Origin of the sequence: Stenotrophomonas acidaminiphila, assembly GCF_001431595.1 — a bacterium.
Taxonomy (GTDB): domain Bacteria; phylum Pseudomonadota; class Gammaproteobacteria; order Xanthomonadales; family Xanthomonadaceae; genus Stenotrophomonas; species Stenotrophomonas acidaminiphila.
The window spans coordinates 1-15,997 of record NZ_LDJO01000062.1; the positions used below are offsets into that span (position 1 = coordinate 1).

The 15,997-nt window shown below is 66.0% G+C and carries 15 protein-coding genes; 9 read left to right on the plus strand and 6 right to left on the minus strand.

All coding sequences use genetic code 11. The features are described 5' to 3' along the window. Positions 1-143: 143 nt before the first annotated feature. The 9 genes from ABB33_RS14850 (at position 144) to ABB33_RS14890 (ending at position 7,522) form a co-directional block, all read left to right on the plus strand. Positions 144-494 carry a DUF2958 domain-containing protein gene (locus ABB33_RS14850; protein WP_012638438.1) on the plus strand — a complete coding sequence of 117 codons (351 nt, stop codon included), beginning with the start codon at positions 144-146 and terminating at the stop codon, positions 492-494. Between the two features lie 308 nt (positions 495-802). Then, positions 803-1,564, plus strand: coding sequence for a DUF2285 domain-containing protein (locus ABB33_RS14855; RefSeq protein WP_056932620.1), 762 nt, complete (start codon positions 803-805; stop codon positions 1,562-1,564). 83 nt (positions 1,565-1,647) lie between these two features. After that, positions 1,648-1,929 (plus strand): helix-turn-helix transcriptional regulator, encoded by a 282-nt coding sequence (locus ABB33_RS14860; RefSeq protein WP_013721771.1) that lies wholly within the window; start codon positions 1,648-1,650, stop codon positions 1,927-1,929. Positions 1,930-1,955: 26 nt separating this feature from the next. After that, positions 1,956-2,813 (plus strand): replication initiator protein A, encoded by an 858-nt coding sequence (locus ABB33_RS14865; protein ID WP_056932624.1) that lies wholly within the window; start codon positions 1,956-1,958, stop codon positions 2,811-2,813. 253 nt (positions 2,814-3,066) lie between these two features. Then, positions 3,067-3,705 (plus strand): ParA family partition ATPase, encoded by a 639-nt coding sequence (gene parA / locus ABB33_RS14870; RefSeq protein WP_056932621.1) that lies wholly within the window; start codon positions 3,067-3,069, stop codon positions 3,703-3,705. After that, positions 3,702-3,974, plus strand: coding sequence for a hypothetical protein (locus ABB33_RS14875; RefSeq protein ID WP_056932625.1), 273 nt, complete (start codon positions 3,702-3,704; stop codon positions 3,972-3,974). Before parA ends, ABB33_RS14875 begins: the two co-directional genes overlap by 4 nt. After that, the gene (locus tag ABB33_RS14880) at positions 3,971-4,504 is read left to right on the plus strand and encodes a DUF2840 domain-containing protein (RefSeq protein ID WP_012638443.1); all 534 of its coding nucleotides are present in this window, start codon (positions 3,971-3,973) and stop codon (positions 4,502-4,504) included. Before ABB33_RS14875 ends, ABB33_RS14880 begins: the two co-directional genes overlap by 4 nt. Further along, the gene (locus ABB33_RS14885; RefSeq protein WP_012638444.1) at positions 4,501-5,100 is read left to right on the plus strand and encodes a S26 family signal peptidase; all 600 of its coding nucleotides are present in this window, start codon (positions 4,501-4,503) and stop codon (positions 5,098-5,100) included. Before ABB33_RS14880 ends, ABB33_RS14885 begins: the two co-directional genes overlap by 4 nt. 436 nt (positions 5,101-5,536) lie before the next feature. Further along, positions 5,537-7,522, plus strand: a complete 1,986-nt coding sequence (locus ABB33_RS14890) for a relaxase/mobilization nuclease domain-containing protein (protein ID WP_056932622.1) — start codon at positions 5,537-5,539, stop codon at positions 7,520-7,522. 25 nt (positions 7,523-7,547) lie between these two features. Here ABB33_RS14890 and ABB33_RS14895 read toward each other — a convergent pair whose 3' ends face one another. The 6 genes from ABB33_RS14895 to kdpA form a co-directional block, all read right to left on the minus strand. Further along, positions 7,548-8,279 carry a response regulator gene (locus tag ABB33_RS14895; RefSeq protein ID WP_041442897.1) on the minus strand — a complete coding sequence of 244 codons (732 nt, stop codon included), beginning with the start codon at positions 8,277-8,279 and terminating at the stop codon, positions 7,548-7,550. Continuing rightward, positions 8,266-11,007 (minus strand): sensor histidine kinase, encoded by a 2,742-nt coding sequence (locus tag ABB33_RS14900; protein ID WP_012638447.1) that lies wholly within the window; start codon positions 11,005-11,007, stop codon positions 8,266-8,268. Before ABB33_RS14900 ends, ABB33_RS14895 begins: the two co-directional genes overlap by 14 nt. Before the next feature lie 92 nt (positions 11,008-11,099). Continuing rightward, the gene (locus ABB33_RS14905) at positions 11,100-11,555 is read right to left on the minus strand and encodes a PTS sugar transporter subunit IIA (RefSeq protein WP_012638448.1); all 456 of its coding nucleotides are present in this window, start codon (positions 11,553-11,555) and stop codon (positions 11,100-11,102) included. Beyond that, a complete protein-coding gene (kdpC, locus tag ABB33_RS14910; RefSeq protein WP_012638449.1) occupies positions 11,552-12,208 on the minus strand; it encodes a potassium-transporting ATPase subunit KdpC in 657 nt (218 codons plus the stop codon). Before kdpC ends, ABB33_RS14905 begins: the two co-directional genes overlap by 4 nt. 10 nt (positions 12,209-12,218) lie before the next feature. After that, positions 12,219-14,258 (minus strand): potassium-transporting ATPase subunit KdpB, encoded by a 2,040-nt coding sequence (kdpB, locus tag ABB33_RS14915; protein ID WP_012638450.1) that lies wholly within the window; start codon positions 14,256-14,258, stop codon positions 12,219-12,221. 10 nt (positions 14,259-14,268) lie between these two features. Then, complete coding sequence (kdpA, locus tag ABB33_RS14920) at positions 14,269-15,978, minus strand: potassium-transporting ATPase subunit KdpA (protein ID WP_012638451.1); 1,710 nt, start codon at positions 15,976-15,978, stop codon at positions 14,269-14,271. Between the last annotated feature and the right edge of the window lie 19 nt (positions 15,979-15,997).

Below are 15,997 nucleotides of genomic sequence, written 5' to 3' on the forward strand. Positions count from 1 at the left end.
GAGATTGGTATAAGAGACAGGTAGAGTTTGAGAGGCGCTACGCGCAGAGCGGCGACTGAGTGTCTACGGAACTCTGGCCGGTCCATCTGCGCTTTGGCGCGAAACCGCATCCGTGCATCATTGGATTTGTGGGATTACCGACCATGCCCCAGCCACTTGCCACCGACCCGGAGCGCACGCAACTGCTCGCCAACGGCGAGGCCCGTGCCGCTGGCCGGGCCATCGACCCGATGCCCGTGGTGCGGCTGTTCACGCCCGACGCGCATGTGACTTGGCTGCTGGCTGCGCTCGATCCCGCCGATGGCGACACCGCTTGGGGCCTCATCGACCTGGGGATCGGGATGCCCGCGCAGGGAACCGTCAAGCTGTCCGAGCTGGCCGGCATCGTCGGGCCGCGCCAGCAGCCCGTGCTACGCGACCTCTATTTCCGTCCCACGCGCACACTGTCGGAATACACCCGGCTGGCCGAGCGCGACGGAGCGATCCCGGACTGAATACGTCCTACTGTGACTTTTTCAGTCTGGTGTCATACCGGATAAGTCTCAATCCACATTCTTGCGGCGTAGCCCCACCAGTCTGATCCAAATAGACATGATGCCTGGCGCGGGCTGCGGCAGGCTGGCTTGTGCAGTACCCCCTTCTGGGGTGCTGCCGCCGCAGCATCGAGACGAATACCGCAACGCATCGGAGCCAATCGGTCTTGACAGCCCCATCCGCCTTTTTAACCCATGACGTTCCGACGAGGGCGATGTAGCGCGTAGTTCTTCCGTGGCGGCGAGTCCTGTTCGCAGGAGGAGGCGTCATGGTCAATCCTCATCACTTCGCGCATTGGTATCCAACTGCGGCATACCTCTACGTTTTGTGGCTGGATGCGCTCGCGCTCGCTTGGGAATACCTGCGCAGGCATCCCGACTACCGGCTCGACTGGCTGCGCCGTCATCGCCGGCCGGAAGCGGCGCATCGCTGGGGATTGCGCCTGCTGGAAGACCCGGCCCTGGATGCGCGTGACGCTCATCCCGCTTGGCTGCCTGGTCATGCGGCCGTGGTGCAGCTCTACCCCGACGCCGATCCACCGCAGGACGCTACCGCCTTCGCGTTCTGGCGCATTCCCGGCCACAAGCACCTGCTCCACAACGGCAAAGGGCTGGCGCTGATCGCACGCAGCCCAGGCCGTTGTCTGCGCTTTGCGCTCGCGCCCGGCCTGGAAGACGGCATGGCTGTCGCCTATGCCCACCGCGGCGGCGCTGTCGCGCCTGCGGGCAACCAGCCGCCCGGCGAGGGCCTTGCTGTCGCCAAACCACGGCCAACCCCTGCCGCGCTGCTGGAGCTGCACACCTTGCAGGCGCTCGACGCGACCTTGGCGGGCGCGTCCTTGCGCGATGTGGGCGAAGGGTTGTTCGGTGCCGAGGCCGTGGCCGATTGGTACAGCGATGGCGGCCTGCGCTCCAAGGTGCGCCGCCTGGTGCGGCGCGGCGATGTGCTGATGCGCGGCGGCTATCGCCACCTAGCACAGCTTCCGCCGCTTGAGAAGGGCCGTTTTGAGGACGACGCAAAACGGCCCTGAGCAGGACAGCTTGGTTTTCTGAGACTGCCTCCATCCGGTCGCGCTGTGTGGCCGGGCGCTTTCAACCGATGGAGGTTCACACCATGCGTCCCGCTCCCTTGCGGCCTGCCGCCGCTGTCTCGACCGCTGCCGCGCAGCCCCAACGCTACCTCACCAACGATGAAGCCGCCGAGTACCTGCGGCTGTCGCCGCGCACGCTGGAAAAGCAGCGCGTGATCGGCGGCGGCCCGCGCTTTCGCAAGTTCGGCCGGCGCGTCATGTACGCCGTGGCCGACCTCGATGCCTGGGCCGCCGACCGCAGCTTCGAGACGACTTCTGATCCCGAATACGCCGAGCACCACTCGGCCGACAGCCGTGCGCGCTGATCGGCGGCGTGCGGCAGGCCATCGCCATGTCCAGCACTGCGCTGCCCATGCGGCAGCGGCCGTTGCAGGAGCGCGAACAGCTCGACCTGTTCCGCGCCTTGCCCGGCGACATGGCGCCGCGCGACAGCCAGGATTTGATGGCCTATCCGTTCTTCTCGCTCGGCAAGTCCAAGCGGGTCAAGCCCATCGACTTCCGTGCGGGCAACGTGACGATTCGCGTGGAAGGCACGCAGGAGCACGGCATCGCCACGATTTGGGATGCGGACGTGCTGATATGGGCGGCCTCGCAGATCGTGGAGGCGAAGGACGCAGGCTTGCGCCCGTCGCGGCTGATGCGCGCGACGCCCTACGAGATCCTGCGCTTCATCGGGCGCGGCAAGTCGCTGCGCGACTACCAGCGGCTCAAGGCCGCACTCGACCGGCTGCAATCGACCACGGTGGCCACGTCCATCCGCGAGACGACCGGACGGCGCCTGCACCGTTTCTCGTGGATCAACGAATGGAAGGAACTGGCCGATGCCAATGGCACGCCGCTGGGCATCGAGCTGATCCTGCCGGACTGGTTCTATGCGGGCGTGCTCGACGCCGCCCTAGTGCTGACCATCGACCCGGCGTATTTCCGGCTCACGGGCGGCATCGAGCGGTGGCTGTACCGCTTAGTGCGCAAGCACGGCGGCAAGCAGGCATACGGCTGGCAGTTCGACTTCCGCTACCTGCACCAGAAATCCGGCAGCACCGCGAAGCCCTACGACTTCGCCTGCGATCTGCGCGCGCTTGTAGCGCGGCAGTCGCTGCCCGGCTACGTCCTGGGCATCGAGCGGATGCCGGACAACGGCATGGAGCTGCTGACGTTCCGGCCCGTGCCGCAGACGGCACGGGGATAACTCCGGGAAAACCTGTGAATGGTGTCGTGCTATCAGGCGTGCGGGGTATCGTGCTATCAGGCGTGGGACTATCGTGCTATCAGGCGTGCCGATCGGCCGCGAACCCGCGCCAGCACTGGGTTTGCGCGTCCTCTAACTTCCCTAACTTCATTTCTCTAACTTTTAGTAGGGAAGCGCCGCTGCGGTGGACAACCGCCACGCGGCCACAAACGCAGCAGCAACAGCCCGGCTTTCCAACACGGAGGGCCAGGCCATGATCGTCGCTCTGCTCAACCAGAAAGGCGGCGTGGGCAAGACCACGCTCGCCACCCACATCGCCGGCGAGCTGGCGATGCGCGGCCAACACGTCGTTCTGCTGGACGCCGACCCGCAGGGTTCATCGCTGGACTGGACACAGCGCAGAAGCCAGCAAGGCTTGCCACGGCTGTTCAGCGCCGTGGGTCTTGCGCGTGAAACGCTGCATCAGGAAGCGCCAGAACTCGCCAGGCGGGCCGATCACGTCGTCATCGACGGGCCGCCGCGCATCGCCGCCTTGGCACGCTCCGCGCTGCTGGCGGCTGAGCACGTGCTGATCCCCGTGCAGCCCAGCCCCTACGACCTGTGGGCCAGCGCCGAGATGGTGGCGCTGATTCGCGAGGCGCAGGTGTTCCGGCCTGCGCTGCGCGCGGCCTTCGTCATCAATCGGCGCGTCAGTACCACCGTGATCGGGCGCGAAGCGCGCCAGGCGCTGGCCGACCAGCCGCTTCCTGCGCTGCACGCGGAAGTGCATCAGCGCATCGTGTTCGCCGACAGCGTTGCCGCTGGCCGGCTTGCACGCGAGACGGCGCCGGACAGCGCCGCCGCGCGCGAAATCACCGCGCTGGTGGACGAACTGCTGTGGTGGCCGGCATGACAACGAAGCCGCCACCTCGCGCAAAGCGCGTTGGCATCGGCGCGCGTCCGCCTGCGAATCCGCACGCTGAAGCGTGGATTCGGCAAGGCGACGCCGATGCACTGGGCAAGGGCGACCTCTACACCGCCCGCCTCACCCTCGACATCACGCCCGCCATGCGGGCGCGCATCAAGGTATCGGCCTTCACGCAAGGCGTGACCGTGGCCGACCTGCTGCGCGGCCTGCTGGAGCGGGAGTTTCCCGAGAACCACGGGGAGAACACACCATGACCGCATCCGCTTCGCCTGCCGCCGTCGCGGCCAAGGCTGCGCTGGCTGCGCCTGTCGGCCAGCCCGCCAGCGCGCCGCTGACGCGCGTGGCGCTGGCCTACATCGAGGCCCGTTTCAAGCTCTACCTGCGCTTCGGTGAACCCGCGCGCACGCACCAGCTCGACCGCTGGCGGCGCAGCGCGGTATTCCTGCCGGGCGCGGTGTTCTGCCGTGTGCGCTGGCAGGCCAACGATTACGGCACCGTGCGCTGGCAGCTCATGGTGATGCAAGCCTGTACACCGCTGGACGACGCGCAGCGCATCCCCGGCGTACAGCCGGGCGCGCGCCTGCTGCTGCACGCCGAGGGCGACAGGCAAGTGCGCGCCGTGCTGGAACGCATCGACGCCATCGAGGCGCTGGGCATCTCGCCTGTCGCTGCCTCGCCCGCGTACTGGCGCACGCTCGCCAACCGGCTCGCAGCGCGCCTGCCGCTGCCCGAATACACCGCCGAGCGGCACGCCGCCTGGCTGGCCGGGAGGGCGCTGCCATGACTGCCGTTTCCACTGGTGCCAACACCGCCGGAAAGGCGCCGCGTCCTCGTTCCCGCCTGCGCGCTCGCATCGTGCTTGCGGGCCTGTCCGCCTGCGGCCTCGCTGCGCTGGCCTGGGCGTCCTTCGTGCATCCGTTGCCGCGTCTGATCTACAACCCGTCCGACAGTGTGGCGGTCGGCTGGTATCGCGTCGATCCGCTGGGCCAAGGTGCCGGCTCGCTGCCACGTCCGTTATCCGTTGGCAACATCATCCTGACCACGTTGCCGCCAGATGCCGCCGCGCTGGCCGCGCAGCGCGGCTACCTGCCGGCGCGCGTGCCGTTGCTCAAGCGCGTGGGCGCCATCGCACCGCAGGAGGTGTGCATCACTGGCCGCATTGTCCGCATCGACGGCGTGCCTTCGGCCGCCGCGCTGCCTGCTGATCGCTGGAGCCGGCCGCTGCCATCTTGGCAGCAATGCCGTCGCCTCGAACCCGGCGAACTATTCCTGCTCAGTACGACCAACCCGGCGTCGTTCGACAGCAGGTACTTCGGGCCGGTCAGCGCATCCGCCGTGATCGGCGTCGCGCATCCGGTCTGGCTGGAGTCTCGCCCATGATGGCCGCCGATTCGCTGCACGTTGCCGTGCATCCCATCGTGCCATCGGACGTGCCGATCCGGTGGCTTTCCGCATGTCGTCGCGCGTGCAGTGCGAGCGCATCCGCGCCGCACTTCGCACTGCCTTCCCGTGTGCAGGCGTCTTGCCTCGAACGCGCCCGGCCTATGGCCGTCGCCGCGTTCGCCGGCGCGCTGGCTGCTCGCGCAGCAGCGCCGCCGGGCCGCCGCTGCCCAGAGCGCCAGCGAGGGGCAAAGGCGGAAGGCAAGACAAAAGGACGCGGCACCGGGCCGCGTCGAAAGCCAGTCTGCACGTGGGAGTGGCGCGGCACGCAGCGGCTTCGCCGCCGTGCCGCTTGTGGCGCGAAGCCCGCGCCAAGACAGGGCGGCCCGCGTGCTTCGCACGCCGGGGCACGCCCCAGCTTTCAGGGAGCGCAGCCATGAGCGACCGCCGCGACGACGATTTCCGCGTGCGCCCCAGCTCCCCGAAGAACCGGGGCAAGAGCCAGGGGCAGAGCTTCGTTTCCAAGGTGCTCAAGCAGGCGGGCAAGGCCAGCAGCGGCAAGTCCACAGTGCGCCGTCCTGGCGCGGCGGGCGGCACCGGCCAACGGCCCGGCTCGCGCCTCGGGCGCGGCCATACGGCGGCGCGCTTCGCGGGCGCGAAGCTGACGCCCATGTCCCGGCGCGTGACCATCAAAACGCTGCTGGTGAATCACCAGCGGGCCAGCCCGCAGTCGCTCGCCAAGCACCTGCGCTACATCGAACGTGATGGCGTGGGCCGCGACGGCGAGCCGGGCCAAGCCTACGGGCCGCAGACCGACGCCGCCGACCTCGACGCCTTCAAGGAACGCTGCGCCGGCGACCGGCACCATTTTCGCTTCATCCTCTCGCCTGAGGATGGCGCGGATCTGGAAGACCTGCGCACCTACACGCGGCACCTCATGGGGCGCATGGAGGCCGACCTGGGCACGGGCCTCGATTGGGTGGCCGTGAACCACTGGAACACCGACAACCCGCACACGCACATCATCGTGCGCGGGCGCGATGACACCGGCAAAGACCTCATCATCGCGGGCGACTACATCGCCGATGGCTTCCGCCACCGCGCCGCCGAACTGGCGACCGAATGGCTGGGGCCGCGCACCGAGATGGAGATCCAGCAGACCTTGCAGCGCGAGGTGGAGCAAGAGCGGTGGACGAGTCTGGATCGCACCTTGAAGCGCGAGGTCGGCGACGAGGGCCTGGTGCATGTCGAACGGCTCAACGAACCCCGGCTGCAACGCCAGCGCCTGCTGCTGATCGGCCGCCTGCAACGCTTGCAGCGCCTGGGCCTGGCCGACGAGACGCAGCCGGGCACCTGGGCCGTCCATGCTGATGCGGAAAAGACCTTGCGCGCCTTGGGCGAGCGCGGCGACATCATCCGAACCATGCTGCGGGCCATGCGCGGCGAGCCGCGCGAACTGGCGGTGTTCGAGCCGGGCGACGACGGCTGTACCCTCGTCGGCCGGGTGGCCGCCAAGGGGCTGGCCGACGAGTTGTACGACCGCGGCTATCTGGTCATCGACGGCGTGGACGGCAAGGCCCACTACGTCGGGCTCAACGCCGGTGACGAGCTGGCGAACTATCCCACCGGAGCCGTGGTGGAGGTACGCGGTTCCGCTGAGGTGCGGGCGGCCGACAGGAACATTGCCGCGCTGGCGAGCGATGGCCTGTACCACACCAACCATCACCTGGCGATCGAGCATGGCCGGGCCAAGCCCGGCCGCGACCCGCAGGAAGTCGTCGCGGCCCACGTCCGCCGGCTGGAGGCCCTACGCCGGGTTGGCATCGTTGAGCGCGTGGCCGAAGGGCTATGGAAGGTACCGGGCGACCTGCCCGAGCAGGGCCGGCGCTACGACGCGCAGCGCCTGGGCGGCGTGGCCGTGGAGCTGAAATCGCACCTGCCCATCGAGCGACAGGCCCGCGTGATCGGGGCCACCTGGCTTGACCAGCAGTTGATCGGCGGCGGCTCCGGCCTGGGCGACCTGGGCTTTGGTGGCGAGGCCAAGCAGGCGATGCAGCAGCGCGCCGACTTCCTGGCCGAACAGGGGCTGGCCGAGCGGCGCGGGCAGCGCGTGATCCTGGCGCGCAACCTGCTGGGCACGCTGCGCAATCGGGAACTGGCGCAGACCGCCAAGGACATTGCCGCCGAAACCGGCCTGGAGCATTGGCCGGTGGCCGACGGCCGGCGCGTGGCAGGCATCTACCGGCGCTCCGTCATGCTCGCCAGCGGGCGCTATGCGATGCTCGATGACGGCATAGGCTTCTCGCTGGTGCCGTGGCGGCCGGTATTCGAGCCGCGGCTGGGGCAGCGGATCGCCGCGACGGTGCGCGGTGGCGGGGTCTCTTGGGAAGTTGGTCGGCAACGCGGACCGGCAATCGGCTGACCATCTGCCTTGTATCCTGCTCCGTTCAAGCCGTTTGCCGTTCTTTCGCGATGAATCTCAGTCCGACCCCTGGTTCGGTCACGATGTAGCGGGGAGCTGAGGCATCGTCCCCAAGCTTGTTGCGCAACTTGCCCACAAGAATGCGCAAGTAGTGGGCATCCTCCTCGTGCGTCGGTCCCCATACCTCCCGCAAGATTTGCGTTTGGGTAATCAGCCGTCCAGGTTGACGGGCCAACAGGGACAGCAGAGAAAACTCTTTACGGCTCAGTGTGACGACTTGGCCGTGGACGGTCACTTCCCGTTGTGCCAGATCAATTCTGACAACCCCGTCGTCATAAACTGGATCTTCCTCCGCGCCCGATCCTAACGTTCGCAGGAATGCGCGGATACGCGCCATCAGTTCCTCGACACCAAACGGTTTGGTCACGTAGTCGTTGGCACCCGCATCCAGCAAGGCGACCTTCTCCTCTTCCCCGGAGCGCACTGTAAGCACAATGACTGGCACGCGCGACCATCGCCGAAGCTCCTTGAGCACTTCCTTCCCGTCCTTGTCGGGCAATCCCAGATCGAGAACGACGAGATCGGCCCCCTTGCTAGCCAGCAGCGTCAGTCCTTCCCGGCCCGTTCCCGCCAGCAGAGTCGCGTATCCCTGCGAGCGCAGGCTGATGTCGATGAACTTGCGGATCTGCGGTTCGTCATCGACGACGAGAATTCTGGCGGCCGGAGCGCCCGAATTCGACTCACTAGGACGTCCCATCATGTTCTTTCGCCTCCTGATTGGCGTACCCGCCCCAAGGCAAGGTCAAACGGATGGTAGTTCCCTTGCCTTCTGGTCCCGGCAGCGCTTGGACACTGCCCATATGGGCACCCACGATACCTTGGACGATCGTCAGTCCCAGGCCGGTTCCCTGCTTGCCCCGGTCGCCACGCTCCACGCTGTAGAACATATCGAAGATGCGGCGTCGTTCGTCTTCTGGAATGCCTGGCCCACGGTCCGAAATGTCGATTCGTAATTGATCGTCCTCGGTCCGTCGAATCTGCACCCGGATGGGCACACCCGGAGGGGAGAACTTCGCCGCGTTCTCCATCACATTAAACAGAGCCTGCTCGATGAGCGCGGGGTGGACATGGATCGGAGGCAGGTCGGGGGGAATATCGTGTTCGATGCGTACATCGGGCTCGTACCGTTGCAAACGCCTGGACGCTGAACCCACCAACTCGTCGATGCCGATCCAGTCGCGTGTCAGCGTCAGTCCCTGCTGCCCGAGCCGGGTCATGTCGAGCAGGTTCTGGATGTACCGATCCAGGCGCTCGCCTTCCACATGGATGGTCTCCAGCAGGCTTTTCTGATCCTCCGGCCCCATATCCTTGGCGTAGCGAGCCAAGCTGTCCGCTGCTCCGATCATCGACGACAGGGGCGAACGCAGGTCGTGCGACACCGACGACAGCAGCGCGGACCGCAGGCGCTCCGTTTCTCCGGTGACGCGCGCTTCCTCCAGTTCCGACACCAGCCGCGTGCGCTGGGCGGCCTGGCCGATGTCCTCCACCATGCTTTCCGCCAGGCGGCGCTGCTCGAACGAAAGACGCCCCATGCCCGACGGGAACCTCAAGCCGGCCACGCCGAGCGTATTCTTGTCCGAGTGCACCGGCAGAAACAACCAAGACGAATGGGTCAGGGTGTCCGTGTAGTGCCCGCTCGCCTGCCCGTGCTGCTGCGTCCAGTCGGCCGCCATCAGATCCTTCTCGGTCAGATGATTCGCGGCAGTGGTAGGACCGGCCTCGCCATTGATGCGTATCCATGCCTCGGCGTGCAGGGTCGATTGCAGAACCGATGAGCCTGATGCGATGACCTGCCCGAGATCGGCTGCCTTGGCAAGATGGCGTCCCAGGTTCTGCATGGCCGTCGCGTGTGTGTTCGCCGCTCGCAACGCCACGACTTGCATGCGCAGTTGTGAAGCTAGTCGTCCGGCAATCAGAGCCGCCGCCAAGAACAGCAACACAGTGGCCACACCACGGTGAGCACTGATAAGGAAGGTGTAGCGCGGTTCGATGAAGAAGAAGTTGTATGCCACGAAACACAGCCCGGCGGTAATGACGGCCGAGAGCATGCGGGTTCGTGAGGCGACGAGCATGACCGCCACGAGAAAGATCAGGGACAGATCCTGCAAGCCCAGCGTGCGCTCGGCCAAGGCCGCCGCGCCGACGGCGCCGACGCTGGCCAGCAGGATCAGCACGACCTCCCGTCCCGTGAGGCGACCGCTGGCAAGACCCTGCAATTCCATCGCCCGCTGCCGGGCCTGCGGCGTGCTGACGATCGTCAGCTCGTATCGTGCGCCGCGCTGCAACAGTTGCTGCGTCAGCGTGCGATTGAAGATGCGGACGATGGGGCGCTCGCGCGTGCGGCCGATCACGATGGATCGTGCGCCGCGCGCCTCGGCGGCGTCGAGCAGTGCCTGGGTGACGTCGGTGTTGTGCAGCACTTCCGTCTCGCCACCCAGATTGCGCGCCAGCGCGAATGCCTTGTCGATCTCGATCAAGCGCTGCTGCTCCGCACGCGCAACCATGTTGCGCGTGGGGGCCGTCCGGTAAAGGTCGTCAGTGTGCAAGGCGGCATCGGCCGAGCGCCCGGTCTCCACCGTGACCACCGACCAAGGAGCGCCCCGGCGCTCGGCGATTCGAGCCCCCGCTCTTACGAGGTATTCCGACTGCCCCCGGCCGTCAATGGCGATCAGCACATGGCGCTGGATGGAAATGCCTTCCAGGCCGCGCGCCGCGCGCGTCTCGCGCAAGTCGGCATCGACGTGATCGGCCACGGTTTGCATCGCCAGCTCGCGCAGAGCGGTGAGATTCGACGGCGAGAAGAACGCCTGCAGCGCCTGGGCGGCCTGCTCGGGCAAATACACCTTGCCATCGTTCAGGCGTTCGATCAGTTCTCGCGCAGGCAAATCCACCAGGCGGATGTCACGCAGGCGCTCGAAAACGGCGTCGGGAACAGTCTCGCTCACCCGGATACCAGTGATCTGGTGCACCACGTCGTTCAGACTTTCCAGATGCTGGATATTGACCGTGGTGTAAACGTCGATACCAGCGTTGAGCAATTCCTCCACATCCTGCCAGCGCCGCTCATGACGGCTTCCGGGAGCGTTGCGATGGGCCAGCTCGTCGACCAGGGCGATGGCCGGCTTGCGCCCCAGCAAACCATCCAGGTCCATCTCCTCCAGTTGCCGTCCCTGGTATTCGACCTTCTTGCGAGGCAACAGCGGCAGACCCTCGACCATGGTCTGGGTCTCGCTGCGGCCATGTGTCTCGACGATGCCAATGACGACATCCACCCCTTGGCGGTGGAGTTCGCGCGCGCGCGCCAGCATCGCGTAGGTCTTGCCGACACCGGGGGCGGCGCCCAGGAACACCGTCAGACGTCCTGCGGTCTGGCGCTTGATTTCCCCCAGCAAGGCGTCGGCTTGTCCCGTATGTTCGGTTCCCATGGCAGACCTATCCTCAAAGTATTTTCGTTGTCTGCATATCGTCTTCGGCCACCCTTGGTTCTCGCCAAGCTATGGATGAGGCGTGGCGCCGTCTAAGAAGTCCATTCATCAAATAACGCCTTAATTTCAACCGGGTTATGACGGGCTTGCAAGGCCGCTCGAAATCCACTATCGGAGAACAATGCAGCCGCATGGGCCAAAAGCTCAAGATGCGCCTCGGTTGCTGGGCTGGGAACCAGCAGCACCAGGGCATCGGATACTTGCCCGATGTCAGGAGCATCGAACTCCAGCCCTGGCACGAGACGCACGTACAGAGCGCGAATGCGTTTCAGAATGTTCACCCTGGCGTGGGGAATGGCGACGCCGAGGCCCAATGCAGTCGATCCCGCCAGTTCCCGCCGCATCAGGGCGGAAGCGACAGCATCCGCTGGCAAACCGCCGATGCGCTCGGTGTGAAGGCCGATGGCCTGGAACAACTGTCGCTTGTTCGAAACGTTCAGACCGAGGAGAACGTCCTCGGCCTGAAGGTAGATGCCCAGCACAGTCATTGCGCAGTCGCTGGCGCCTTCGGGGCGGGCGAAGCGACAGCATCCAGCGCCAGATTCAGCTCAAGCACATTCACGCGAGGCTGGCCCAGTAAACCGAGTTGCTTGCCCTCCGTATGCTGGGCAACTAAGCCTTCGATGACATCGCGTGAGATACCGCGCGCATGTGCTACGCGGTCAATCTGAATGGCGGCAGCTTGCGAACTGATGTGCGGGTCGATGCCGCCGCCGGATTGCGTGACCAGATCGCTGGGTATGGCGGAAGGATCGACACCATACCTTTGCGCCAGGGCGGCTCGCGTTTCATCGACACGTTTGCGCAAGTCTGGATTGGTACGGGCCTGGTTGCTCCCTGCCACCGCCATCACATCGTAGTTGGCCGCAGAGGGGCGTGACTGGAAGTAGCGATCGTCCGAGAACGGCTGCGCCACCAGTGAGGAGCCGAGGACCTTGCCATCGCGCTCGATTAGGCTGCCATTGGCAGTGCTCGGGAACAGCGCCTGGCCGAGCCCGACTCCCGCCAGCGGATACAGCAGACCGAAACCGACCAGCGAAATGATCGCCAGGCCGATGGAGCCGCGGAGCAGGCCCTTGTCGGAGATGGCCGGGGACACATTGCCCGGCGTGCGGGGAGTTGTAGTTGCGTTATGAGACATGATCGAATCCTCAGAGAGAGAACATGGCGGAGATCGCGACGTCGATCACCTTGATCGCGATGAAGGGCAGCAGGACGCCACCCACGCCATAGATCAGCATGTTGTTGCGCAGCAGTTGCGTCGCGCTCGCGGGCTTGAAGCGCACCCCGCGCAAGGCCAGCGGAATCAGCAGCGGAATGATGATGGCGTTGAAGATCAGCGCCGACAGCACGGCGCTGTTCGGGCTCGACAGGTTCATGACGTTCAGCGCCGCCATCTGCGGGATTGTTGCGGCGAACAGCGCCGGCAGGATGGCGAAATACTTGGACACGTCGTTGGCCAGCGAGAAGGTGGTCAGCGCGCCGCGCGTGATGAGCTGCTGTTTGCCGATTTCCACCACGGCGAGCAGCTTGGCCGGATCGGAGTCGAGATCGACCATGTTGCCGGCCTCCTTGGCCGCCTGTGTGCCCGAGTTCATTGCCAGGCCCACGTCGGCCTGGGCCAGCGCCGGCGCATCGTTGGTGCCATCGCCCACCATCGCTACCAGGCGACCGCCACTCTGTTCGGCACGGATGCGCGCGAGCTTGTCTTCCGGGCGTGCCTCAGCGATGTAGTCATCGACACCGGCCTCGGCGGCGATGTTCGCCGCCGTGAGCGGGTTGTCGCCCGTAATCATCACGGTCTTGACGCCCATCTCGCGCAGGCGCGCGAAACGTTCCTTGATGCCGTGCTTGATCACGTCGGACAGTTCGATGACGCCCAGCACGTGCCGGCCATCGCTGACCACGAGCGGCGTGGCACCCTTGCGGGCCACATCCGACACACGCGCTTCGAGTTCGGCGGGGATGACGCCGCCCAGCATCTGCACATGCCGCGCGATCGCGTCCATCGCGCCCTTGCGGATGACGCGCTCGCCAGGCAGGTCCACGCCCGACATGCGTGACTGCGCGGAGAACGGCACGAAATGCGCGCCTTCGGGTTCATCGAGCTTCTCGTTCTTGCCGCGTGCGAGCTTGACGATGGACTTGCCTTCCGGCGTCGGGTCCGCCAGCGAAGCCAGCAGCGCCGCCTGACGCAGTTGCGCGGCATCCACTGCGGCCAGCGCGTGGAACGCGGTGGCCTGCCGGTCGCCGTAGGTGATGGTGCCGGTCTTGTCCAGCAGCAGCACGTCCACGTCGCCCGCGACCTCCACGGCCTTGCCCGACTTGGCCAGCACGTTGGCCTGTAGCGCGCGGTTCATGCCGGCAATGCCGATGGCCGGCAGCAGCCCGCCGATGGTGGTTGGGATCAGGCACACCAGCAGGGCGACCAGCAGCACGACGTTGACGTTCACGCCGACGAAGCCACCGATGAAGGGCAGCGTCACGACGACGATCAGGAAGGTCAGCGTCATCACACCGAGCAGGATGCCCAGGGCGATTTCGTTGGGCGTCTTCTGCCGGTTGGAGCCTTCCACCAGCGCGATCATGCGGTCGAGGAAGCTGTTGCCCGGCTCGGCGGTGACGCGCACCACGATGCGGTCGGACAGCACCTTGGTGCCGCCGATCACGCCGGAGCGGTCGGTGCCGGCCTCGCGCAGCACAGGCGCGGACTCGCCGGTCACGGCGGCCTCGTTGATCGTCGCCAGACCTTCGACAATCTCGCCGTCGGCAGGCACCAACTGGCCTTCTTCGATCATAACATGATCGCCGGGGCGCAGCTCGGCGGCCGGCACCGTCTTCTCGCCGCCGGCGGTGTCCAGCCGCCGGGCCATCAAATCCTTGCGGGCTCGGCGCAGCGACGCCGCCTGTCCGCGTCCGCGGGATTCGGCCACGGCTTCGGCGAAGTTGCCGAACAGCACGGTAATCAGCAGGATCACGGTTACGGCCCAGCCGAAACCGGGTTGCGCCCAACCCGCGAGGGTAGCAACCGCCGTTACCAGCGTACCGAGCCAGACCACGGCCATCACCGGGTTCTTGATGATGTGCTGCGGCGCCAGCTTGATGAAGGAGTTGACCAGCGCAGGCGCGAAGCCGCGCTCATCCAGGCGCGAGCGGCGGCCCGCGTGTTCTTTCGAGGTTGTATGGTTCATGATGTTTTCCTCAACGCGCGACCAGGCTCAGATGATCGGCAACGGGGCCTAGCACCAGCACGGGCATGAACTGAAGCAGTGTCAGGATGACGATCACCGCGATCAGCGTGAGCGCAAAAGTGGGGGTTTCGATGTGCAGGCTTCCCGTGCTTTCCGGGGCTTGGCGTTTGCGCGCGAGCATGGCTGCGATCACCAGCGGAATGATGAGGGCCGGATAGCGACCCGCGGCGAGCACGAAGCTGGCGGTGACGTTCCACCAGACGGTGGCATCGCCCAACCCCTCGAAGCCCGAGCCGTTGTTGGCGAAGGACGACGTGTATTCGTAGAAGACCTGGCTGATGGCATGGAAGCCGGGGTTCGAGCTCCCCGTCAGGCTCGGCACGGCCAGCGTGATGGCGGTCAGGCCCAGCAGGATCAGCGGTTGCAGCAGCACGAGCACTGCGAGCAGGCGGACCTCGGGCGCTTCGATCTTGCGTCCGAAAAGTTCCGGCGTGCGCCCCGTCATCAGGCCGGCCAGGAACACGCCCAGCAGGAGATAGGTCAGGAACTGCTGCAAGCCGCTGCCGATGCCGCCCCAGATGGCGTTGATCAGCATGTCGCTGATCGTGACCAGGCCGGTCAGAGGCGCCAGCGAGTCGTGCATGGCGTTGACCGAGCCGTTGGATGTCTGTGTCGTCAATGCGGCCCACAACGCGGAAGGCTCGGCGCCGAAGCGGACTTCCTTGCCTTCCATCAGCGCGATGTCCTGCGAGGTCGAGGAGAACCCTTCCGACCAGATGGCGAATCCCGCCGACACGACGGACATGGTCAACATCGTGCCGCACACCAATCCGGCAAACTTTCGTCGTCCGGTCAGTCCACCGATCATGAACACCACCGCGACTGGGACCAAAATAAGTGCCAAGGTTTCAAGCAGATTCGACAGCGGCGTGGGGTTCTCCAGCGGCACCGAGCTGTTGGGGCCGTACCAGCCACCGCCATTGGTGCCGAGTTGCTTGATGGCGACCATAGGAGACACCGGACCCAGCGGGATCTTCTGTTCCTTCATTTCTACCGTCGTATCCACGGGAGCGACCACGGGGCCGCCATCCAGCGTGGCCGGCACGCCCTGGCTGGTCAGCAGCACCGACCACAGCAGGCACAGCGGTAGCATGAAGCGCAGCGTGGGGCGGATCACATCGGCCCAGTAGTTGCCGACATCCACCGGGGCCTGCTCCTGCCCATCGGCCTTGCGCTCCTGCGCATTGCGTCCGCCGAAGAACCCGCGCAGCGTCGCTACGACCAGCGCCAGACCCATCATGGGCGTGATGACCTGCAAGGTCACGATGCCCGTCATGTGGGCCAGGTACGAGAGCTGTGCCTGCCCGGAGTAGTGCTGCTGGTTGGTGTTGGTCAGGAAGGACACCATCGTGTGCAGCGCCAGGTCCCAGCTCATGTTGGGCGCGCCGTTGGGGTTGAGCGGTAGCCACGCCTGGGTCATCAGGATCAGCCACACGATGACCGCCAGCACTAGGTTGCTCAGCAGGAACGCGCCGGCGTACCCGCGCCAGCTCATGCCGCGCTCGGGGTTGGTACCGATCAGCGCATACAGGGGCCGCTCCAGCCACAGAAACAGCCTGTCGCCGCGCATCGGCGCGCCGCGCATGACCGCGGCCAGATAGCGACCGAGCGGCCATCCGAGACCGATCGCCAGGGCAAATACGAGAAGAAACTCAGTCATGATCGGACTCCATCAACGT